The sequence below is a fragment of the Acidipila rosea genome, from assembly GCF_004339725.1.
GTDB lineage: Bacteria > Acidobacteriota > Terriglobia > Terriglobales > Acidobacteriaceae > Acidipila > Acidipila rosea.
In genome coordinates this window covers 56,791-78,455 of the sequence record NZ_SMGK01000002.1, presented here as the reverse complement: position 1 = coordinate 78,455, position 21,665 = coordinate 56,791, and the positions used below count along the sequence as shown (strand labels likewise).

Here is a 21,665-nt window from a genome sequence, read left to right as displayed (position 1 = left end):
CCCCTAACGCAGGCGGGAAAAAAAGATGGCATTGCCACTCTACGAACGCGCGATCAACGGAGATGACGACGGACTGGTGCGGCTGACGCCGGCGGGTGCGGGAGCTGCGACACTGATTCCGGACCGGGCGCCCGCCGCGGGCGAGCAGTATCGGTTTCACTTCGACATGACGAAGTGCATCGGATGCCGCTCGTGCGAGGTAGCGTGCAATGAACAGAACGGCAACCCTGCGGAGATCCACTGGAGACGGATCGGAGAGATCGAGGGCGGCACTTATCCCGATACGCTGCGGCACTATCTCTCGATGGGATGCAACCACTGCCTGGACGCGGACTGTGTGAAGGGCTGCCCGGTGGATGCGTACACGAAAGATCCGGTGACCGGGATTGTGCTGCACTCGGCGGAGGCATGCATCGGCTGCCAGTATTGCGTGTGGAATTGCCCTTACAGTGTGCCGCAGTTCAACGCAGAGCGCGGGGTGGTGGGCAAGTGCGACATGTGTCACGGGCGGTTGACGGACGGACTGGAGCCTGCGTGCGTGAATGCCTGCCCCGAGGCGGCGATTGCAATCGAGATCGTGGACAGGACGGCGTGGCGGATCGACTACTCCAGCGCTGACTCGCCGGGCATGCCTGCGGCGGGGCACACGATTTCTACAACGCGCATCACGCTGCCGGAGGATGCGGTGCAGACGCTGCAGCGTGTGGATGCGGGACGGATACGGCCGGAGCATGCGCATCTTTCACTGGTGGTAATGACGGCGCTGATGCAGGCAGTGGCGGGAACGCTGGTGTGCGCACTGCTGCGGCAAGGAGCGGGGCGCGGTCTGCTGACAGCGCTGCTGGGGGTGACGGGCGTGGCGCTGAACATTTCGGTGCTCCACCTGGGACGGCCTGCCTATGCGTGGCGCGCGTTGAAGATGTGGCGGAGGTCATGGCTGAGCCGCGAGGTGCTGCTGTTCGGACTCTTCTTTGCGGCGCTGAGCGCGGCGACGGCCATGGCGTGGCTGGGCGCGGGGGCGCAGTGGTTGAGCTGGATGGCGGCAGCGCTGGGGGTGGCGGGAGTGATGGCGAGCGCGTGCATCTACCTGGTGGCGGCGCGGCCTGCGTGGAACATGGTGCATACGCCACTGGATTTTCTACTGAGCGCGGCGCTGCTGGGTTCGATGGTGACTCCGCTGTGGACGCGGACGGATGGCGCGGGAGCCGCGGCTGGAGCGGCGGCGGGGTTGTGGCTCGCGAACCAGGCGGTGCGGCTGGTGCGGCTGAGCCGGTCGGAGAGGTTTGAGGAACGGGCTTCGGCGGGGCTGCTGAATACGAGCGGGCTGCGGGAGGCGCTGATCGCCTCATTGGCCCTGGTAGCGATGGCGGGGGCTTTGAGCCTGCGCGGCGACTGGATGGCTGCTGCGGTTGTAGCCCTGGGTGGAGTGCTGCTGAGCAGGTATCTGTTTTTCGTTTCGGTGGTGCCGCTGAATATGGCGCTTACCTTTGTGCGCGGGGGTGGGCGATGACGGCGCTGGCGCGGCTGAAGAGAGCGCTGGGAATCGATACGCGGCAGTGCGACTACACCTATGAACGCGATGCGCGATTTGGTCATGTGTCATCGAGCCGGGTTGCGGAGAAGTGGGTGAAGACGACGTGCGGCTACTGCTCAGTGGGCTGCGGGATGCTGGTGGGCGTGAAGGATGACAAAGCAGTCGCGGTGCGCGGGAACCCTGAGCATCCGGTGAACCGCGGCAAGCTGTGTCCGAAGGGGCTGAGCGAGCACCACATCCTGACAGCCCCGGGACGCGCGAAAACGCCGCTGCTGCGGAAGAACGGAACGCTGACGCCGGTGTCGTGGGACGAAGCGCTGGACACGATGGTGGAGAGGTTTGCGGGGGTCCAGCAGAAGTACGGCGCGGATGCGCTGGGCGTGGTGGGCACGGGACAGTTGCTGACTGAGGAGTTCTACACGCTGGGCAAGCTGGTGCAGCTTGGCTTCAGGTCGCGGAGCTATGACGGAAATACGACGCTGTGCATGGCGAGCGCGGTGTCAGGCTACAAGCTTTCGTTTGGCAGCGACGGGCCGCCGGGATCGTATGCAGACATGGAGACGGCGGATGTGGTGATGCTGATCGGCGCGAATATTGCGGACAATCACCCCATCCTGTGCCACAGGCTGGAGCGCGATGCAGAGCGGACGCTGATCGTCGTGGACCCGCGAGTGACGAAGACGGCGATGATGGCGGACCTGCACCTGGCGGTGAAGCCACGCAGCGATATTGCACTGCTGAATGGAATGGCGCATGTGCTGATCCGCGATGGCTTGATAGACAGCACCTATATTTCGCAGTATACAGATGGCTTTCACCAATACAAGGAATTTGTGGCCGAGTACACGCCGGAGCGCGTGGCGGCGCTGACGGGGCTGAGCGAAGAGACGATTGTCCGTGTGGCGCGGCTCTATGGCAAGGCGCGGGCCGCCTTTATCGGGTGGACGATGGGGGTGAACCACTCGACGCAGGGAGCGGTGACGGTGGCGGCGATCAACAATCTTGCGCTGATCACCGGAAATATCGGGCGCGCGGGAGCTTCGCCGTTTTCGATTACCGGGCAGTGCAATGCGATGGGCACGCGGGAGAGCGGATTTACTTCAAGCCTGCCGGGATATCGCAAATTTGAGAAGCAGGCGGATCGCGAAGAGCTGGCGCGGCTGTGGGGGCTGGATGTCGAGCGGATTCCCACTGCGCGGGGGCTTGCCTACCCGGACATTATCGAAGCGGCGGTGGCGGGCAAGGTGAAGGCGCTGTGGTTCATCGCGACAAATCCGGCGGTGTCGTTTCCGAACTACTCAGTACTGGAGCAGGCGCTGCGCAGTGTCGACTTCCTGGTGGTGCAGGATGGCTTCCATCCGACGCCGACGAGCGATTTCGCGGACCTGGTGTTGCCGGCGGCGATCTGGGGCGAGAAGGAAGGCACGTACACGAACTCTGAGCGGAGGGTGAGCAAGGTGAATCGCGTGGTGGCGGCGCCAGGCGAGGCGCGCGCGGACTTCGATATCTTTCTCGATCTGGCGGAGCGGCTGGGCGTGCGTGAAGAGCTCTACCCCGGATGGACGACGACGCACGATGCTTACAAGGAGTGGCAGCGCGTCTCGGCGGGGCGGCTGTGCGACTACAGCGGTATCAGCTGGGAGCAGATCGAAGAAGAGAGCGGCGTGCAGTGGGGCGGCGCGCGGCTGTATGAAGACGGCGTGTTCCGGCATGAGGGCGGACGGGCGAAGCTCTACAACGTGCCGTGCGAGCCGTTTGTGGAGCAGCCGACGAGCGAGTATCCCTATGTGCTGAACACGGGGCGCACGGTGGAGCACTGGCACACGCGCACGAAGACGGCGAAGGTGCAACTGCTCGACACAATGGCGCCGTATGCGTGGCTGGAGATGAATCCTGTCGATGCGAGGCGACTGCAGTTGAAGCCGCATGACCGGGTGAGCGTGATTTCGCGGCGCGGGAGCGTGAAGAACCTGGAGCTGCGGATAACCGGAATCGTGGCTCCGGGGCAGGTCTTTATGCCGTTTCACTTCGCGGAGACGAACTCAAACCTGGTGACGCTGGGCGCATTCGATCCGATCTCGCGCGAGCCCAACTTCAAGCAGTGTGCGGTGCTGGTGGAGAGGTTTGTAACGAAGTAGCCGCTCTTCTGCGGTTGTTTGTGTGTGGATCATTTTTTCATTTCGCGTAAGGGAGCATTTCGATGGCCAGTGCAAAGGCATTTCTCCGATCCGGACATCCGCCTACGTTGTTCGCAGCGTTTCTCTACTTCGATTTCTGCTTCGCGGTGTGGGTGCTGAATGGCGCGATGGGGCCGTTTATCTCAGAACAGTTTCACCTGACGCCGGGGCAGATCGGGCTGATGGTTTCTGTGCCTACGTTTGCCGGAGCATTCATGCGGTTTCCGCTGGGGGTGCTGTCACAGTACATCGGGCGGAAGATGGCGGCGATCGTGGAGATGGGTGCGATCGTGATTGCGCTGCTCTATGGCGCATTTTTTGTGAAGAGCTATGACAGCGTGCTGGCGATGGGCGTACTGCTGGGGATTGCGGGAGCGAGCTTCGGGGTGGCGCTGTCACTGGGCGCGGGGTGGTTTCCGCGGCAGTACAAGGGGCTGGCGATGGGGATCGCAGGGGCCGGAAACAGCGGCACGGCGTTGGCGGCGCTGTTTGCGCCGAGGCTGGCGATGCACTTCGGATGGCAGCATGTGTACGGTTTTGCGGCGGCGATGATGCTGCTGCCGCTGATGGTGATGATCGGCTTTGCGAAGGAACCGCCGGATATCGAACACCAGAGCCTGCGCGATCATCTGCAGTGCCTGTGGGAGAAGGACGGATGGGCCTTCAACATGATCTACATCATTACGTTCGGCGGCTTCCTGGGGCTGGCGACCTTTCTGCCGTCGTTCTACTACAGCCAGTTCCACGTGACGAAGGTGGAGGCGGGCAGCCTGACGGTGCTGGCGACGCTGACCGGAAGCGCAACGCGGGTGCTGGGTGGCTGGCTTGCGGATCTCTTCGGCGGCATCAACACGCTGGCGATCGTGTTTGTGATCGCCATTGCGGGGCTGATCGGGTTGATGGCTTCGCCGACGCTGGTGGTTACGACTCTGCTCTTCATGCTGTGCTTTGCGGCGCTGGGCGCGGGAAACGGCGCAACATTCCAACTGGTGCCGCTGCGGTGGCCGACGACAACGGCGGTGGCAGGCGGGATGATCGGGGAGATCGGCGCGCTGGGCGGATCGATTCTGCCGAACCTGCTGGGGCAGTCAAAGCAGCACACGGGGTCCTACTCGATGGGCTTTGTGGCTTATGCAGTGTTTGCGGTGGCAGTGCTGGCGGTGATGTGGAAGGTCTCAAGACGTTGGACCATGACGTGGGCCGGTGCGGGGGGACGGGCGAAGGAACCTGAACTGGTGGCGGCGGACTGACGGATCAGGCGGTCTCGCCGTTGCGGGTGACGGTGAGGCCTGCGGCGAGTTCGCCTGAGGACTGCTTGAGCAGAGCGCGGAAGGCGGCCCACTCCTCGTCGGTCATGCCTACGCAGTGCTGACGGGCGCGGCCGAGATAGCGGGGCGCAAGCTGCAGCCAGCGATGGCGGACGGCTTCAGAGCTGGACAGCGAGGCGGCCGCGAGCTTGTCGAGCTGCTGGAGGAGCGTGATGGGCTGCTGCGCCGCTACCGACCAGCAGACCAGCGGCAGGGTAGCGGCAACGGGTGGAAACGGTTGCGCACCGCGAGCGAAGAAGGTCGCGGCGAGGTCGCCGGGAACGGCAGGCGGAATGGCGGCGAAGTCGGGCTGGACGCCGCGCTCGGCCATCTCGGCAAGGATCGATTGCGGCATGCCGAGGAGGCAGACGGCTACGGGCTTGCGTTTGCGGATTTCGTTTTTGAGGATGCGCAGAGCCTCGTCGAGGGTGTTGACGGAGAAGTCGCAGATGCCGTTGCGAATGGCATCGCGGGCGGTTGCGGGGTCTGACTCGATGGCAAGGGTTGCGGCTCCGGCGACGTTGGCGGCGGTGACGGTGGCGACTCCCACAGGGTCGAGGCCGGAGACGAGCAGCAGGCGTCCGCCGAGGCCCTCAGCCTGCGCAGGGCGAAGCGCGACGAGGGCGAGATAGCGGTCGTAAATTTCAGAGATGGAGACAGCAGAAACGGCCAGCTGATGCATGCGTCACCAGCTGGAGTAAGGCTGGCCGTCGGAGCCTTTTTCGTCGGAGCCGCTGTGGACATCGTTGATGCCGCCCTGGCTCTGATCGACGCTGGAGAGCGAGTCGGAAGTGCTTGTGACCCAGGTGGAGTCGCTGCGAGTCATGGGATCGACGGGGATGGACTTGAGGTAGCCGGCCTGAACCAGATCGTCGAGAGAGTTGGGCGCGGCGGCCTTGTCCATCGTGTAGGAGTCAATGGCCTGGCGCATGACGTGGAGGTCCTCTTTAAGGACCGCTTCCCTGGCGTTCTTGATGGAGGCCATGTAGCTGGGGATAGCGATGGCCGCGAGGATGCCGATGATGAGCATGACCACCATGAGCTCAACCAGGGTGAAGCCTTTTTCGCCGCGAGTTGTTATTTTTGCTCTCAATCTACCAGTCCGAATACTTGGTTCCATCGAGCGCCGTCCCATCTGACTTGGAATAGACGTCGAAGACATTCTGTCCGCCCCAGGAATCGCTGTCCTGCTCATCCTGCATGGAGCGCAGGCCCCACTCGGCCTTGCCGGTCATGGGATCGACAGGGATCTTCCGGAGGAACTTCACTTTCTTGCCCTGCACATCGACACCGTTGACGAGCGTGTCGAGGTCGGGCGGATAGTTCATGCTGTCTACCTTCGTCTGGAAGGCTCCGCGATCGGCGGCGTCCTTATACTTGTCAATCGCCGATCGCATCATCCAGAGGTCGTAGCGCAGTTCGTGCTCCTTTTGCCGCTTGATCTCGAAGCGAGTCACAGGAATCGCTGCCGAGGCCAGGATGGCCAGAATCGCCACCGTGACGATGAGCTCAACGAGGGTGAGACCGGATTCGCGCCTGTACTGCGTCAATCCTGCCCCCGCTACTGTACGAGTACGATTGCCTGCGACCCGGTCGCCTGCAGTGGCTGCTGTGCGCTGTTTCTAACCAGCGGACGAGTGATGGAGATCGGAGCGTCTCCCGGAGCCTTGGCCTGGAAGGTCAGGGTGCAGATGCTGCCATCCCCTGAGACTCCGGCTGTGCCCGGCGGACGTGAGGCGGAGATGGTCAGCTGACCGTTGCCGTCGTCACGATGGACGAGTGCGACGGGCTGGCCGTCCTTGCCGAGAAGACTGCCCACATCAACATTAATGAGGGTGAGCCGGTTCTGGTCGTACTGCAACTGAAGCGGCGTGGAGTAGACATCCTTGCCGCCGATGAGGTTGACGGCCATCTGGAAGGTACTGCCTACCTTCTGCACGCTCTGCGGCGGCGTCAGCTGCAGGGAGATGGGGACGCTGTTGGACGGGCCGGCGTTCGCCTGCTGGCGCATCTGGTTGAGAGCGCTAGCTGCTGCGCCCGCGGCGGACGTGCCGCGCAGATCGCCGCCGGTGGATTGCGCGCCGATGGGCGGCGGTGTGAGCGGCCTCATGGAGTTGCTGCTGGCGTTAACCCGGCGCAGCTCAATGGAGTTGGTGGTGCCGGTGTCGACCTGGCGAAGGTTCATGGGGTCGAGCATCTCGGCACGGACGATGTGCGGGATGAGCAGGAAGACGATCTCATCATCGACCACTTCGTGCTGATTGGTGCTGAAGAGGTATTTCAAAATAGGCAGCTCGCCGAGGCCCGGCGTACCGCTGATGGTGTTAGTCGCCTGGTGCTGCAGGATGCCGCCTAGGATGTTGGCCTCGCCTTCCTTGAGACGGATGGTCTGCTCGACGGTGCGCTGGGTGATGATGGGCTCGTTGATGCCGCCGAGGTTGGAGTTGCCGTTCTGCGCGGAGACCTCGATCTTGAGCTTGAGGGTCACATCGCGGTCATAGTGCACGGTCGGCTTCATATCTATATTGACGCCGACATCGAGGTACTGGAACTGGGTATTGACCAGCGAGCTGACGATGGCGGTGGCGGCGCCTGTCTGATAAGAGCCGGTCGCCACGGGAAGCTTTTCACCGATCTTGAGCGTGGCCTGCTGGCCGTCAGAGGCGCGGATACGCGGATTCTGCAGAATCTTGGTGTCGGTATCGGTCATCAGCAGGTTGGCCGTCGCCTGACCGATGGTCACGGCAAAGTTGGTCGAGTTGAGGTGCGCAAGATTGTTGAGGGTGAGCGAGTTGCCGGTGTTGCCGGTGCTGGTGCCGGTGGTGGTGCTGGTGGTGGTGCTGGTGGTGGTGCCGTTGGTGATGGAGTTCGCGTTGGCCTGCTGGAAGGAGACGCTGGCGGTCTGGGGCAGCTGGATGCCGATGTTGCGCAGCTTATCGCGGCTGACCTCAAGGACGGCTACATCTACGACGACTTCGGGCTTCGCCTTGTCGAGATCGTTGACGAGTTTCTGTGCGAGGAGGAGCTCGTCCGGAGTGCCGCGCATGATGATGGCGCTCTGGCTGGGAACGCCGTAGAGCTTGGCGGTGGTAAAGACGTTGCGCAGCGCTGTCTGGATATCGTTGAGGTCGTTGGCCTGGGAAACGTTGGTGAGATAGAAGGTCTGGACCGCCTGCTCGTCAAGCTCTGTGCGCTTGCCGCGGGTGTTCTGGGCGACGAAGATGGTGTTCGAGGTGACGGGACGCCAGAAGGTGCCGGAGATGGTGCCGAGAATGCGCAGAGCGTCGTAGATCGAGACGTTGGTGAGGTCGACCTGGATGCGCGTGGAGTGGTAATCGGGGTCGAAGAGTACGTTGATGCCCGCGGCCTTGCCGACGGTCTGGTAGACGATCTTGCTGTCCTCAACCATGTGAAGAGTGAGCGGCTCATTCGAGACCGGCTTCAACACGGGAGGTGGAGCGATGTCGGCAAGCTCCTGTTCAGTCCCCTGGGGCATGGCGGTTTCAGGATTGGGAACGGAGCCGGAGCCGTTGAGCTGCAAGCGTGCGGCGCGGATGTCCTGCTGGGCGAGCTCGTTGCTGGGGTCGATTTCGAGGGCGCGAAGATACTCGGTCAGAGCTCCGGAGAGATCTCCCTGATCGCGCAAGTGCTCGCCGCGCTTGACGTGCTCGGCGGCAGCCGGAAAGCGCAGGCGCTCATAGGAGGTCTTGTAGTCAATATTCTTCGGCTCTTTCTGGAAGGCCTGGTGGTAGTCCTCATAAGCCGTGAGGGTGTCGTCCTTATCCTCGGCGGCCCGCCCCATCTTGAAGAGCTTGCTGGCGGACTGAGCATGGACCGGGACGGCGGCGAGGGCCGAAAAAACGATCAGAGCGAGGGAGAAAGCCCGGAGCAGTGTGCGAACGTTCATGGGACTCCGATGGATTGTGGCGGGGGAAAGATTTTTCATGACTTCGCAGGTAGTATCTGAAATCCGGCGGGTAGCAGCAATCTGGGTCGCTTTAGAACGGATAAATTGCCGGACACGACGCTGCCTCATCATAGCATTGCGAGGGTAAATGGACGCCGATGGGGGGACTACTGCCGCCATGAAACCCTGACCTCTCCGACTGTGATGCTGCCAGAAAGCAATTCTTCGCTGCAATCTGGCATGATTGATATATGTCCAGGCAAGCCAGTCACCAGATCGTCTCCGCGCCGAAGAAAGCGCGCCCCCGGGACCCGGTTGCGGCGGGAGAACGCGATGCCGCGCAGAACCGCATCGCCGGGCACAACTACTTCCTGCTGGACCGGTTCGAGGCGGGCGTGGCGCTGCGCGGCTCGGAGGTGAAGTCTGTCCGGGAGGGCAAGGCCAATCTCCGCGACGCCTACGGACTCGTGAAGGACGGCGAAGCATTTCTGCTGAACGCGCATATCGGTCCCTATTCGCATGGCAATTTTGACACTCATGATGCGGTTCGCACCAGGAAGCTGCTACTCCATCGTGAAGAGATCAGGAAACTATTCGGACAGACGCAGCAGAAAGGGCTGACGCTCATCCCGACGAGGCTCTACTTCAAAAACGGCCGGGTCAAGTGCGAACTGGCCGTGGCCCGGGGCAAACAGGACTGGGACAAGCGCGAGACCGAACGCCGCCGCGAAGCCGACAAGGAAGCCCGCACCGCTATTGCCAACAATATGCGGAAGAACAGCCGCTAACCCAACAGTATGGGCCGACAGGGCCACCGAAGCTCAGGAGAAGAATGAAAACTGAACTGCTCAAAGGCAAGTCGCCAAGCCAGATCGAGACGCCGCTGCTCGTGGTGTTCGCCACCGACAACAATGCCGCCAAGGACAAGGACGCGAAGGCGGAGCCGGGCCTGCTGACGGGCGATGCGGCGCTGAAGACAGCGGCAGAGGCTGTGCTGGCGGGTGGCGAGTTCAAGGCGGCGGCCAACGAGACGCTGCTGCTGCACGCGCCGGCCGGACTGAAAGCGGCGCGGCTGCTGATCGTGGGGCTGGGAAAGGCGGCGAAGGCCACGCCGCATGACGTTAGAAAGGCGGCTGGCACGGCGGTTCGCTTTGCCAAGCCGCGCGGCATCCGCGCACTGACGGTGCTGGCTCCTGAGGGCGCCGGCTTCCCTGCCGGGGCCACGGCGAGAGCAATTGCGGAGGGTGCGCTGGTTGCGGATTTTGACCCGGACACCTACCGCAGCGACCGCAAGGACCAGAGCGTCCAGTCGCTGGGCGTGATTGCGGCGGGCGAGGCGGAGGCTGGCTTCCGCGAGGGCGTGATCGTGGGCGAGTCCCAGAACTTTGCCCGCTACCTGGTGAACGAGCCGGGCAACAGAATGACGCCTACCGTGCTGGGGCAGAAGGCTGCGGAGATGTGCCGCGAGTTCGGGGTGAAGTGCGAGGTCTACGGCGCGGAGAAGCTGCACGAGCTGAAGATGGGCGCGTTCTGGAGCGTCTCCCAGGGTTCGGCAGAGCCGCCTGCGCTGATCGTGATGAGCTACGAACCGGCGAATGCGAAGCCGGGCGGCCCGGTGATCGGACTGGTGGGCAAAGGGATCACCTTTGACACGGGCGGCATCTCCATCAAGCCCTCGGACAACATGGAGAAGATGAAGTACGACATGGCGGGGGGAGCGGCGATGATCGGCGCAATGCGCGCGATTGCCCAGCTGAAACCGGCGGTGAAGGTGATTGGAGTGGTCTGCGCGGCGGAGAATATGCCGTCAGGAACGGCGCAGAAGCCGGGCGATGTGCAGATTGCGATGTCCGGGAAGTCGATCGAGATTATCAATACCGATGCCGAAGGGCGGCTGGTGCTGGCCGATGGACTCGCCTATGCGCGGCAGCTGGGCGCAACCCACCTGATCGACGCGGCAACCTTGACGGGCGCAGTGGCGGTGGCGCTGGGAACGGTCAACGCAGGAGTCTTTGCGAATGAGGAAGATACCTTTGGCAAGTTCAGCGAAGGGTTGAAGATTTCAGGCGAGCGCTTCTGGCGGCTGCCGCTTGAGGACGAATATCGGGAGCAGATCAAGTCCGATATTGCAGACATCAAGAACACGGGCGGACGGTATGGCGGAGCGGTGACGGCGGCGATGTTCCTGAAGGAGTTCGCGGAGGATACGCCGTGGATTCACCTGGATATCGCGAGCATGGCGTGGGTAGATGAGCCCAAAAGCTGGATGGCCAAGGGGCCGAGCGGAGTGGCGGTGCGGAGCATCGTGGAGTGGGTAAGACGCTACGCCGGTTAGGCGCTACCCTTGCCTGCGCGATGCACAGGCAAGGGTAGCCGGGCTTTGAAACGGGGGTTGAGACGGATCAGGAAGCGGCTTTGAGCTGCTGGCCGCCGAGATGCTCCAGGATGGTTTTATTGAAGGCGGGCAGATCGTCGGGTTTGCGGCTGGTAATGAAGTTGCGGTCGACGACTACCTGTTCATCGACCCAGTTTGCGCCTGCGTTTTTGAGGTCGGTCTTGAGGGAGGGCCAGGAGGTCATCTTGCGGCCTCGTACCGCGTCCGCCTCAATGAGCGTCCACGAGGCGTGGCAGATGGCAGCTACGGGCTTGCCGCTCTTGCAGAATTCCTTGATGAAGTTGACGGCCTTGGGGTCCATGCGCAGATGGTCCGGATTCATGGCGCCGCCGGGGAGCACCATCAGGTCGTAGTCGGCGGGTTTGGCCTCGTCGAAGGTCTTATCGACCTTGATCTTCTTACCCCAGTCGGTCATGTCCCAGCCTTTGATTTCGCCTGACTTCTGGGAGATGACGTGGGTCTGGACACCAGCGCCGTCGAGAGCCTTCTTAGGCTCGAAGAGTTCAGCCTGTTCAAAGCCATCTGTAGCTACAATGGCAACTTTCTTTCCACTCATTTGATGAGCCATAAATACTCCTTTTCTCTTTTGCTCTATCTGGTAAGAGGTACGGGAGGCGCGAGACGTTGCCAATGACGCCAGGTTCATGAAAATGCGAAGAATTTCAGGGGGAGAATGCATCCCGGGAGTACGGGGCGTGATATCTACATAGTGGAACAAGGAGCGATAACCCTAATCATGCAAATCAGCTATAAAACGGTCGCAGTCAGTGGCCTCGCGCTTCTGTTGAGCGGTATGACGGCGTGCAAGTCCAGCAGTGGTCCGGAGTCAGTCACCCTCTCGGGCGCAGGCAGTACGTTTGTCAACCCGGTCATGAGCCGGTGGACCGAGGACTTCAGCAAGGTTCACACGAATGTGCAGATCAACTACCAGTCGATCGGCTCCGGCGGCGGGATTCAGCAGGTGAAGGCGGGTACGGTCGATTTCGGCGCGTCAGATGCGGCGCTGGACGATAAGCAGCTGGCAACGATGTCGCCGGTTATCCAGATTCCCGAGTCGGCAGGCCCGGTGTGCATCACCTATAACCTGCCCGAGCTGAAGGAGCCGCTGCAGCTGTCAGCCGGCGTGCTGGCGGATATGTTCCTCGGAAAGATCAAGAGCTGGCAGGATGCGGCAATCGCGAAGGACAACCCGGGTGTGAAGCTGCCGAAGGAGCCGGTGGTCATTGCGCACCGCACGGAAGGCAGCGGAACTACGGCGATCTTCACCACCTATCTCTCGGCAGTTAGCCCGGAGTGGAAGTCGAAGGTGGGAGCGAACACCTCAGTCAACTGGCCGGTGGGCCTTGGCGGCAAAGGCAGCGAAGGCGTGACCGGACAGATCCGGCAGACGCCCGGCGCGATCGGCTACGTCGAGCTGACCTATGCGCAGCAGAACAAGCTGCCGGTGGTGGCGATGAAGAACGAAGCGGGCAAGTACATTGCTCCCTCGACCGACAGCACGACGGCGGCGATCAATGCCTTTACGGCACAGCTGGCGCAGGATCCGCGGACCCCGATTGTGAATCCACCGGCTTCGGCAGCAGATGCTTACCCGATCTCGGGGCTGACCTTCCTGATTATCCCCAAGGACGGCGCGGACAAGGCGAAGCGCTCAGCGCTGAAGCAGTTCATCCAGTACGTGATCACGGATGGACAGGCGTCAGCAGCAAAGCTGAACTATGCTCCCCTGCCGGATGGCGTGAAGCAGTATGACCAGCAGCAGCTGAACATGATGACCGCTGCAGGCCAGCCGATCCAGTAGTTTCCTTGCCCCGGGTCTCAATCGCGAGACCCGGGGGCTTCTCTTCCTGCCATCTTCTCGTCTGAAAATCCACAAACAATTCTGTCGAGCGACGCCGTCCGGGAGCCCTCCGTGAACCCCGGCTTGCGGCGAACGTCGGCCTACATGACCTCAGGGGCGGTGATGCCGAGCAGAGCCAGGGAGCGGATGAGCTCGCGCTGGGCTACGGCTGCAGTAGCGAGCAGGAGCTTCTTCCGGTCCGGGTTGGCCTCGGTGAGGATGTGGTGTTTGCGGTAGAAGTTGGAGAAATCCTGCGCCAGCTGGAAGGCGTGGCGGGCGAGGTAGGACGGCTCAGCGGTCTCGATGCACTGCTCCAGCAGGAGGGTGGTCTTGGCGGCGCGAAGCCAGACCTGCCAGATGCTGTCGCCCTCTTCCCCATTGAGAAAAGGCGCGGTGTCGATGCCGTGGATGTCGGCGAGGGACTGCTCGGGGGTGGTGTCGGCCTTGCGGAAGATGCTGCGGGTGCGTACGACGGCGTATTGCAGATAGGGGCCGGTCTCGCCCTCGAAGCTTAGCGCCTCCTTGAAGTCAAAGGCTATGACGGTGTTGCGGGTGAACTTGAGCATGAAGTAGCGGAGGGCTCCGACGGCGATCTGGCGGGCGGTGTCTTCACGCTCGGCGAGGGGCAACTCGGGGTGGCGGCTGTCTACCTCGGCCTGGGTGGCGGCGATGAGACGGTCGATGAGGTCGTCGGCCTTGACGCCGAAGCCCTTGCGGCCGGAGACCTCGATGTAGGGACGGGCGGCATCTTCCGCGGAGACCTCGTAGCCCAGCTCGGTTGCGCAACGCGGGGTGAGCGCGACCATTTCATAGGAAAAATGGGTGTAGTTGGCGGCCTGCCGGGTGAAGCCGAGACCGCGGAGGGCCTCGATGACGTTCGCCTGCGGGTCGGCCTGGCGGGAGTCGATGACGTTGAAGATGGCCTGCGCTCCGCCGAAGTGGGGATGGTCAGGGTCGCCGGTTTCGGCGGTGATCCAGCAGCGGTGGCCGGGGTATTCGAAGAAGGGACGGTAGCCGAAGTCCTTGCCCAGGAGGCCGAACTTCCAGAGGTGGTAGGCGATGTCCTTGCCGACGTAGGTGACGGTGCCGTTGGAGCGGACGATGACCTTGGCGTCTTCGTCGGGGCCATCGGTGACGGCTTCGGCCCCTGCGCGCTTCATGACCCAGCAGCCCTTGTTCTTGCCCTCGGCTTCAAGATAGAGGACGCCCCCGGCCTTCATCAGCTCAAAGGCTGCGTCCCAGAAGTGCAGGTGGAGAATCTCGCTCTCGCGGGGCAGGAGATCGTACTCGATGCCGAGGCGGAGCATAGTTTCAAGGTGGCGGCGAAGGACGGCGGTGGATACCAGCTCGGCGATGGCGGCGGTGTCGTTGCCGCCGTGTTCGATGGCGTGGAGGGTGTCGAGGCGAAGTTGCTTGCGGGCCTGCTTCTGCTCGGGATCGGCCTCGTACCATTGCGAGGTGCGGGCGTAGAGGTCCCAGCAGTAATAGTCGATTCGCTGCTGCTCCTGCTGGAGGCGGGCCATGAGCGCCTGCACGCCAGCGAGCGTAAGGCCCTCAAGATGCATGAGGCCGACTACAACGTCGGCGACCTGGACGCCGGTGTTGTCAATATAGTTCTGGACGGCAACCTGCTGACCGGCGGCGCGGAGCAGGCGGACAAAGGTGTCGCCGAGGATGGCATTGCGCAGGTGGCCGACGTGGGCGGCCTTGTTGGGGTTGATGCTGGTGTGCTCGACCAGAGCGTGGATGGGGTGCTCCGGCGCAGAGACGGTGCTGGCTGCGGCGAGGGACTGGGCAGCGGCGGGGCGATCGAGGCGGGCGTTGATGTAGCCGGCTCCGGCAACCTCAAAGCCGGCAAAGCCCGGGACTTCACCCAGGGCGGCGACGATCTCCTCGGCAATTTTGCGCGGCGCTTTGCGTAGACGGCGGGCGAGTTCGAAAGCCAGGGGGAGCGCGTATTCACCGAAGCGGATCTCGGGAGGCTGCTCGATGGCGAGGGTTGCCGCCTGAATGTCGTAGTTCTCTTGGAGAACGGCGCGGAGCCGCTCCAGCAGTCTTTTCTGTTCTATCAGGTACACGCAGCCGCCACTCGGAAAGGGTTGATTTTACTGGCTGATTTTAACAGGCGGCGGGAACGGCGCTGGTTTGACCTCTCTGGCGCAGAACCCTAAGATGAAGGTAGCGTTTGATTTGCAGTGTTCCGCCCTTTTTCATGCCTGACAAAAGCAAGTTTTATCTCACAACACCGATCTACTACGTTAACGCCCGGCCGCATATCGGCCACACCTACACGACGGTCGTGACGGACGCGATTGCGCGCCGCAAACGTGCGCTGGGAATCGACACCTGGTTCCTGACCGGCACGGACGAGCACGGCCAGAAGATCGAGCGGTCGGCGCAGAAGGCGAACTGCAGCCCGCAGGAGTTTGCAGACGGGGTCTCGGCGCAGTTTCGCGCGCTGTGGGACCGGATGGGGCTGACCTACGACGACTACGTTCGCACGACCGAGCCCCGGCACAAGAGGGGCGTGCAGAGGCTTTTTGCGCTGCTGCGGGAGAAGGGCTACATCTACAAAGGCACGTATACGGGCCAGTACTGCGTCTTCGACGAGCTGTATGTAGATGCGCCGCCGGGAGCGCCCTGCCCGGACTGCGGCCGCACGACCGAGACGGTGAGCGAGGAAAACTACTTCTTCAAGCTGTCGGCCTTTGAGCGGAAGCTGCTGGAGCTCTACGAGACGAACCCGGAGTTTATTCGCCCGGAGGCGCGGCGCAACGAAGTGCTGGCGTTTGTGCGCGGCGGGTTGAAGGACCTGTCAGTGAGCCGGACGAGCTTCAACTGGGGCATTCCCGTTCCGGACGATGAAAAACACGTTATTTATGTGTGGATGGATGCGCTGGCCAACTACATAACAGCGCTCGGCTACGGGAGCGACGACCCGGCGGATAAGGCGCGGTTCGAGAAGTTCTGGCCGGCGGACCTGCACATTATCGGCAAGGAGATCAGCCGCTTCCACTGCGTTTACTGGCCTGCCTTCCTGATGGCGGCGGGGCTGCCGCTGCCGAAGTCGATTGTGGCGCACGGATGGCTACTCTTTGAAGAGAGCAAGATGTCGAAGTCGCGCGGAAATATCGTGCGTTCGGAGACGATTCTCGATGTGCTGGGAGCGGATGCGCTGCGGTATTTCCTGCTGCGGGAGATTGTCTTCGGGCAGGACGGCAGCTTCTCATTCGACGCGCTGGTGCAGCGGTACAACTCAGACCTGGCGAACGGCTATGGGAACCTGGTGAGCCGGACGCTGGCGATGATCTGGAAGTATTTCGATGGGGTTGTGCCGCAGGGGGCGGGCGACGCCGAGCTGGGTGCATCGGCGATGAGCGCTGCGGCCAGCTATGGCGAGCGGTTTGATGCGCTCGACTTCTCCCGCGCACTTGAGGCGGCGTGGTCCTTTGTGGGTGCGGTCGACGGCTACATTACCGCGAAGGCGCCGTGGAAGGTTGCGGCGGCGAGCGACGAGGCGAGCCGCGGGAACCTTGCCGCGATTCTCTATACGGCTGCCGAGTCGATTCGCATTATCACCGCGCTGGTTTATCCGATTATCCCCGAGGCGGCGACGAAGGTCTGGTCGCAGCTGGGTCTGGGCGACATCCAACAAGCAGATTTGAAGAACCTGGCGTGGGGCGGACTGAAGCCCGGCACGAAACTCGGCGAGCTTTCACCACTCTTTCCCCGCGCAGAAAAGGACGCGATTACCCGTATGCAGGAAATCGAACAGAAGAACGCAGCAGCTGCCGTGCCCGCACCGGCGGAGACTCTCGGCGCAGAAGCAGCGGCCGGACAGGCGCACGTAGAGCCGAAGGGCACCGAGGTCGGATCATCGGCAATTGCGCCTGCTGCTCCCGTGGCCCCGGCGGCCAGCGAGAAGATCACCATCGACGACTTCGCCAAGGTGGAGCTGCGGGTGGCCCAGATCAAGGTTGCGGAGCGGGTGCCGAAGGCGGACAAGCTGTTGCGGCTGGAAGTGGACCTGGGCTATGAGCAGCGGCAGATCCTGGCAGGAATTGCCGAAGCCTATACGCCGGAGTCGCTGATCGGGCGTAAGGTGGTGATCGTCGCGAATCTGGCGCCGCGCAAGCTGCGGGGCTTCGAGTCGAATGGGATGATCGTGGCGGCTTCGCTGGGAGAAGCGGGCAAGCCGGTACTGGCCGGATTCCTCGAAGACGTGGAAATTGGCGCACGGCTGAAATAACAGGAGCTGAGATTGCTGGTCGATTCACACGCGCATCTGGACAGCTCAAAGTACGACGACGACCGCGAGGCAATGCTGGCGCGGGCCTTCCATGCGGGGGTGCGCACAATCCTGTCGATTGGGATCGGCGATGGGCCGGAGACGATGCAGCAGGCGTCGGAACTGGCGCTCGCGTATCGTGGCCGCACGGATGTGCCGGTGATCTACGCGAGCGCGGGGATTCATCCGCATGAGGCGCAACTGGCGGACGATGCGGCGTTTGCGAAGCTCGATACCCTGCTCCAGCAGCCGGAGGTGATCGCCTGCGGAGAGATCGGGCTGGACTACTACTACGACCACTCGCCTCGCGAACAGCAGCAGAGCGTCTTCCGGACGCAAATGGAGATTGCGGCGGCGAGGAAGAAGCCGATCATTATCCACTGCAGACCCTCGGACCGCAGCACGAACGCGTGGGACGAGACGCTGGCGCTGATCGAGGAAGAGTGGAAGCCGAAGGGGCTGGGCGGGATTCTGCACTGCTTCACAGGAGAGTGGGAGCATGCACGGCGGGCGCTCGATTGCGGATTTCTGATCTCGTTTGCCGGGAACATGACGTATCCGAAGGCGCAGCCGATACGGGACGTGGCGGCGATGGCGCCGCTCGATGGAGTGCTGGTCGAAACGGATGCTCCTTTCCTGGCGCCGACGCCGAATCGAGGGCAGAGAAATGAACCGGCGTGGGTGAGCCTGACCGCGGCGAAGCTGGGCGAGGTGAAAAACATCTCTCCGGAAGAGGCCGCTTTGCGCACCACGCAAAACTTTCATCGCTTTTTCGGTATCGCTGTCCCTGCGGGGGAGTGAGTCGAACCGCTGAGGCGGATAATCTAGGTAGAGGAAAGAAGGCAGCAATGGCAGCAGATAATTCCTTCGATATTGTCAGCAAGGTAGATATTCAGGAAGCGCGGAATGCGATTGAGCAGGCGATCAAAGAGGTAAGAGCGCGGTTTGACCTGAAGGACTCGAAGTCGGAGATCAAGCTGGAGGGCGAGGACACGATCCAGCTGGCTTCAGCAGACGAATACAAGTTGCAGGCGGTGACGGAGATTCTGCAGCAGAAGCTGGTGAAGAGGGGCATCTCACTAAAGTCGCTCACGTTTGGCAAGATCGAACCGGCAACAGGATCGAGCGTGAGGCAGAAGGTGACGCTGACGCAGGGGATTCCGACGGAGAAGGCCAAAGAGATCGTAAAGCTGATGAAGGAGTCGAAGAAAAAGGTGCAGGCTTCGATCCAGGGCGATACGGTGCGCATCAGCGGCAAAGATCGCGATACTCTACAAGAGGCCATTGCGCTGCTGAAGGGTCACGATTTCGGCATCGATATGCAGTTTACGAATTACCGCACGAACTAGGCAGGTCCGGAGCAAGAGTGAGCACACTGGCGATAGCAACGGCGAAAGAAGTCTTCGACCTGCTGCGTGACGATTTAAGCGCAATCGAGCGTGAATTCAGCAATGACGCTGTCTCGTCTGTCGCCGCAATCACAGACATATCCGATTATTTGCGCGAGGGCGGCGGCAAGCGAATTCGCCCTTCCCTGCTGCTGCTGTCAGCGAAGGCGCAGGGGTACAGCGGCCATGGCATGATCCGGCTGGGGTCAGTGGTGGAGATGATCCACACGGCGACGCTGGTGCATGACGACATCATCGATGCGGCGGACACCCGGCGCGGGCGGCCCTCGGCAAACACGACGTGGGGGAACGCAAAGTGCGTGCTGGCGGGCGACTGGCTCTACATGCAGGCGTTTCGCGTGGCGCTGGACGAGCGGAACTTCAAGGTGCTGGACCTGCTGATTGGCCTGACGCAGCAGATGGTCGAGGGCGAGCTGCTGCAGATGGAGAAGCTCGGCCACTCGATTATCGAAGAAGAGTATAACGACCTGATCTACCGCAAGACGGCGTGCCTGTTTGAGGTGTCGATGCGGCTGGGGTCGGAGCTGGCCGGGGCGACCGAAGAGGTGGAAGAGCAGATGGGCGAGTATGGACACTCGCTGGGCATGGCCTTCCAGATCGTCGATGACGTGCTCGACCTGACGGCGACCGAAGAGGTGCTGGGCAAGCCGGTGGCGAGCGACCTGCGCGAAGGCAAGGCGACACTGGCGGTGATCCACTCGCTCGAGAACGGCACGGACGCCGATCGCAAAGCGATCGAGATGGTTCTGACGGACCAGAATTTCAGCCGGGTCACGCATGCGGAGATCGTTTCCATCCTGACGCGGAATGGATCAGTGGACCACGCGATGGGAGTTGCCATGCGGTATGCGGAGACGGCTCGCGGCGCACTGAGCGTGCTGCCGGAGTCGGAGTTCAAGCGTGCCCTGCTGTGGGTTCCGGACTTCGTGCTGGCGCGCGAGAAGTAGCGCGGCCACTCAAAAACTTACATCTAAAACAACGCAAGGCTGCGCGCCGCAGCTACCGGCGTGGGAAGAGGAGAGCATGGAATCTCTACCATCGTTCAGGCTGGACGGACAGATTGCGCTGGTGACCGGGGCTGCGCGTGGACTGGGCAGAGCGATTGCGCTGGCGCTAGCCGAGGCCGGCGCAACGGTCGCGCTGGGGCTGAGGGATATCGCGAACGACAGCGGCGTCGCTGCCGAGGTGGAGGCGCGAGGACAGCGCGCTCTGCCGGTGCAGATGGATATGCGCGACCTCGAGCAGATTCGCAGCGGCGTGGATGAGGTGGTTCGGCGCTTCGGCAGGCTGGACATCCTGGTGAACAACACGGGGATTGCGCCGACGAACCTGGCGCTCGATGTTCGCGAAGAGGACTTTGACCGGACGCTGGCGATCAACCTGAAGGGCACCTTCTTCGCCTGCCAGGCCGCGGGCCGGGTGATGATGAAGCAGAAGAGCGGGCGGATCATCAACATGAGCTCGCAGGCGGGATTCGTTGCGCTGCCGACGGAGTCTGTCTACTGCATGACAAAGGCGGGCATCGCTCACCTGACAAAGTGCCTCGCGATTGAGTGGGGCAAGTACAACATCAATGTGAATGCGGTGGCGCCTACTTTTATACACACGCCGGGAACGGAGCCGGTGTTGTCGCAGCCGGAGTTCAACGCCGAGGTGGTGGAGAAGATTGCCGCGCTGCACCGGATTGGCGAGCCGCCAGAGGTGGCGGGCGCGGTGGTGTTTCTGGCGTCGCCGGCGGCTTCCCTGATTACCGGGCACACGATGATTATCGATGGCGGTTGGACCGCAATCTAACAGCAGAGACGAGGCCAAGTGAGTATCGAAACGATCGAGTACATGGGACTGCCGGGCTGCATCAGGATCTCGAACGGCAGCGTGGATGTGATTGCAACGACGGCGGTCGGGCCGCGCATTCTCTACTACGGGCCTACGGGCGGCAAAAACCTGCTGGCTCACTTCCCTGCCAGTTCGGTTGAGACGGCGCTGGGAACGTGGAAGCCCTATGGCGGACATCGGCTGTGGGTGTGGCCGGAGCTTTTTCCTGCAACCTATGCGCCGGACAATGAGGCGATCGATCACGTGGTGGAGAGCGAGCTGAGCGTGACGCTTCGGCAGCCGACCGACAGCGCTGCCATGGAGAAAGAGATTCGCATTACGCTCGAAGCGAGCGGCAGCAAGGTGAAGCTAGACCAGAAGGTGACGAGCCATGCCCTGTGGCCGGTGGACATTGCTGCGTGGGCGATCACCGTGGTGGAGTGCGGGACGGCTATTGTGCCGCGCGTTCCATTCAGGAGTCACGATGAATACGTGACGGTGACGCAGCCGCTCGCGATGTGCGCGTTTACCGATCTGCAGGACCCGCGATTTACGCTGGGGCTGCGCTACGTGATGCTTCGCGCTGATCCGACGCGGGCCAATTCGCAGAAGTTTGGGCTGCGGAACAAGCAGGAGTGGTGCGCGCACCTGGTGGACGACAGCTTGTTTGTGAAGAGGTTCGCGCATGAGGAACGGGCTGCTTATCCTGACTACGGCGTGAACAACGAGGTGTACGTCGAAGGCAGCTACATGGAAGTGGAGCTGCTGGGGCCGCACCGGGTGGTCGATCCGGGCGACTCCCTGACGCTGACGGAGGAGTGGCACCTCTTTGAAGGCGTTGGGGCGCAGGATGCCCTGCAGGATGAGGAGCGGCTGCATGCGGCGATTGCTCCGAAGATTCAGTCCCTGTTCTAACTGCCGTCGCTCTTCCTGACCGTGGCGCGATAAATCCCAACGCGGACGTGCGCATTGGGCGCGGCAGGCATCCATCTG

18 protein-coding genes are annotated in these 21,665 nt (G+C 62.3%); 12 read left to right on the top strand and 6 right to left on the bottom strand.

The features are described from left to right. Nucleotides 1-25: 25 nt before the first annotated feature. The 3 genes from C7378_RS05430 to C7378_RS05420 all read left to right on the top strand — a co-directional run bounded on the left by C7378_RS05430 (nt 26) and on the right by C7378_RS05420 (nt 4,961). Complete coding sequence (locus C7378_RS05430) at nt 26-1,510, top strand: DmsC/YnfH family molybdoenzyme membrane anchor subunit (RefSeq protein ID WP_131993076.1); 1,485 nt, start codon at nt 26-28, stop codon at nt 1,508-1,510. Beyond that, on the top strand, nt 1,507-3,672 hold the full coding sequence (locus C7378_RS05425) for a molybdopterin oxidoreductase family protein (RefSeq protein ID WP_131993073.1): 2,166 nt from the start codon (nt 1,507-1,509) through the stop codon (nt 3,670-3,672). Before C7378_RS05430 ends, C7378_RS05425 begins: the two co-directional genes overlap by 4 nt. Nucleotides 3,673-3,734: 62 nt before the next feature. Then, nucleotides 3,735-4,961 carry an MFS transporter gene (locus C7378_RS05420; RefSeq protein WP_131993070.1) on the top strand — a complete coding sequence of 409 codons (1,227 nt, stop codon included), beginning with the start codon at nt 3,735-3,737 and terminating at the stop codon, nt 4,959-4,961. Between the two features lie 4 nt (nt 4,962-4,965). Here C7378_RS05420 and C7378_RS05415 read toward each other — a convergent pair whose 3' ends face one another. Genes C7378_RS05415 through C7378_RS05400 form a run of 4 tightly spaced genes read right to left on the bottom strand, consistent with a single transcriptional unit; the run spans nt 4,966 to nt 8,925 of the window. Continuing rightward, nucleotides 4,966-5,700, bottom strand: a complete 735-nt coding sequence (locus tag C7378_RS05415; RefSeq protein WP_131993067.1) for a urocanate hydratase family protein — start codon at nt 5,698-5,700, stop codon at nt 4,966-4,968. Between the two features lie 3 nt (nt 5,701-5,703). Next, nucleotides 5,704-6,111: a type II secretion system protein gene (locus C7378_RS05410; protein ID WP_279388575.1), complete on the bottom strand. Its 408-nt coding sequence runs from the start codon at nt 6,109-6,111 to the stop codon at nt 5,704-5,706. Between the two features lies 1 nt (nt 6,112). Next, complete coding sequence (locus C7378_RS05405) at nt 6,113-6,568, bottom strand: type II secretion system protein (RefSeq protein ID WP_131993064.1); 456 nt, start codon at nt 6,566-6,568, stop codon at nt 6,113-6,115. Between the two features lie 11 nt (nt 6,569-6,579). After that, entirely contained in the window at nt 6,580-8,925 is a 2,346-nt protein-coding gene (locus C7378_RS05400) for a cohesin domain-containing protein (RefSeq protein ID WP_131993061.1), read from the bottom strand. Nucleotides 8,926-9,176: 251 nt separating this feature from the next. On the opposite strand from C7378_RS05400, the gene smpB reads away from it, so the two are divergent. Further along, nucleotides 9,177-9,713: an SsrA-binding protein SmpB gene (smpB, locus tag C7378_RS05395; RefSeq protein ID WP_131993058.1), complete on the top strand. Its 537-nt coding sequence runs from the start codon at nt 9,177-9,179 to the stop codon at nt 9,711-9,713. A 44-nt stretch (nt 9,714-9,757) separates the two neighbouring features. After that, entirely contained in the window at nt 9,758-11,260 is a 1,503-nt protein-coding gene (locus C7378_RS05390; protein WP_131993055.1) for a leucyl aminopeptidase, read from the top strand. Between the two features lie 67 nt (nt 11,261-11,327). On the opposite strand, the gene C7378_RS05385 is transcribed toward C7378_RS05390, so the two are convergent. Then, on the bottom strand, nt 11,328-11,888 hold the full coding sequence (locus C7378_RS05385; protein ID WP_131993052.1) for a type 1 glutamine amidotransferase domain-containing protein: 561 nt from the start codon (nt 11,886-11,888) through the stop codon (nt 11,328-11,330). A gap of 168 nt (nt 11,889-12,056) precedes the next feature. Between C7378_RS05385 and pstS the strand changes: the two genes are divergently transcribed. Continuing rightward, on the top strand, nt 12,057-13,121 hold the full coding sequence (gene pstS, locus C7378_RS05380) for a phosphate ABC transporter substrate-binding protein PstS (protein ID WP_131993049.1): 1,065 nt from the start codon (nt 12,057-12,059) through the stop codon (nt 13,119-13,121). A gap of 140 nt (nt 13,122-13,261) precedes the next feature. Here pstS and C7378_RS05375 read toward each other — a convergent pair whose 3' ends face one another. Continuing rightward, entirely contained in the window at nt 13,262-15,238 is a 1,977-nt protein-coding gene (locus C7378_RS05375; protein ID WP_131993046.1) for an arginine--tRNA ligase, read from the bottom strand. A gap of 134 nt (nt 15,239-15,372) precedes the next feature. Between C7378_RS05375 and metG the strand changes: the two genes are divergently transcribed. The 6 genes from metG (at nt 15,373) to C7378_RS05345 (ending at nt 21,587) form a co-directional block, all read left to right on the top strand. Further along, nucleotides 15,373-17,409, top strand: a complete 2,037-nt coding sequence (gene metG, locus C7378_RS05370) for a methionine--tRNA ligase (protein WP_131993043.1) — start codon at nt 15,373-15,375, stop codon at nt 17,407-17,409. 12 nt (nt 17,410-17,421) lie between these two features. Further along, the gene (locus C7378_RS05365) at nt 17,422-18,249 is read left to right on the top strand and encodes a TatD family hydrolase (protein ID WP_341539124.1); all 828 of its coding nucleotides are present in this window, start codon (nt 17,422-17,424) and stop codon (nt 18,247-18,249) included. 47 nt (nt 18,250-18,296) lie between these two features. Further along, nucleotides 18,297-18,797 carry a YajQ family cyclic di-GMP-binding protein gene (locus tag C7378_RS05360; RefSeq protein WP_131993040.1) on the top strand — a complete coding sequence of 167 codons (501 nt, stop codon included), beginning with the start codon at nt 18,297-18,299 and terminating at the stop codon, nt 18,795-18,797. Between the two features lie 17 nt (nt 18,798-18,814). After that, nucleotides 18,815-19,804 carry a polyprenyl synthetase family protein gene (locus tag C7378_RS05355; protein WP_131993037.1) on the top strand — a complete coding sequence of 330 codons (990 nt, stop codon included), beginning with the start codon at nt 18,815-18,817 and terminating at the stop codon, nt 19,802-19,804. A gap of 76 nt (nt 19,805-19,880) precedes the next feature. Then, nucleotides 19,881-20,651, top strand: a complete 771-nt coding sequence (locus C7378_RS05350; RefSeq protein ID WP_131993034.1) for an SDR family NAD(P)-dependent oxidoreductase — start codon at nt 19,881-19,883, stop codon at nt 20,649-20,651. Nucleotides 20,652-20,669: 18 nt separating this feature from the next. Then, nucleotides 20,670-21,587, top strand: a complete 918-nt coding sequence (locus tag C7378_RS05345) for a hypothetical protein (protein ID WP_131993031.1) — start codon at nt 20,670-20,672, stop codon at nt 21,585-21,587. The last annotated feature ends 78 nt before the right edge of the window (nt 21,588-21,665 follow it).

Bases quoted from the DNA above. Each gene is read 5' to 3' on its own strand.
- C7378_RS05415 (WP_131993067.1), bottom strand. From the start codon at position 5,700: ATGCATCAGCTGGCCGTTTCTGCTGTCTCCATCTCTGAAATTTACGAC.
- C7378_RS05400 (WP_131993061.1), bottom strand. From the start codon at position 8,925: ATGAACGTTCGCACACTGCTCCGGGCTTTCTCCCTCGCTCTGATCGTT.
- C7378_RS05360 (WP_131993040.1), top strand. From the start codon at position 18,297: ATGGCAGCAGATAATTCCTTCGATATTGTCAGCAAGGTAGATATTCAG.
- C7378_RS05420 (WP_131993070.1), top strand. From the start codon at position 3,735: ATGGCCAGTGCAAAGGCATTTCTCCGATCCGGACATCCGCCTACGTTG.
- pstS (WP_131993049.1), top strand. From the start codon at position 12,057: ATGCAAATCAGCTATAAAACGGTCGCAGTCAGTGGCCTCGCGCTTCTG.
- C7378_RS05425 (WP_131993073.1), top strand. From the start codon at position 1,507: ATGACGGCGCTGGCGCGGCTGAAGAGAGCGCTGGGAATCGATACGCGG.
- C7378_RS05390 (WP_131993055.1), top strand. From the start codon at position 9,758: ATGAAAACTGAACTGCTCAAAGGCAAGTCGCCAAGCCAGATCGAGACG.
- metG (WP_131993043.1), top strand. From the start codon at position 15,373: ATGCCTGACAAAAGCAAGTTTTATCTCACAACACCGATCTACTACGTT.
- C7378_RS05350 (WP_131993034.1), top strand. From the start codon at position 19,881: ATGGAATCTCTACCATCGTTCAGGCTGGACGGACAGATTGCGCTGGTG.
- smpB (WP_131993058.1), top strand. From the start codon at position 9,177: ATGTCCAGGCAAGCCAGTCACCAGATCGTCTCCGCGCCGAAGAAAGCG.
- C7378_RS05430 (WP_131993076.1), top strand. From the start codon at position 26: ATGGCATTGCCACTCTACGAACGCGCGATCAACGGAGATGACGACGGA.
- C7378_RS05385 (WP_131993052.1), bottom strand. From the start codon at position 11,888: ATGGCTCATCAAATGAGTGGAAAGAAAGTTGCCATTGTAGCTACAGAT.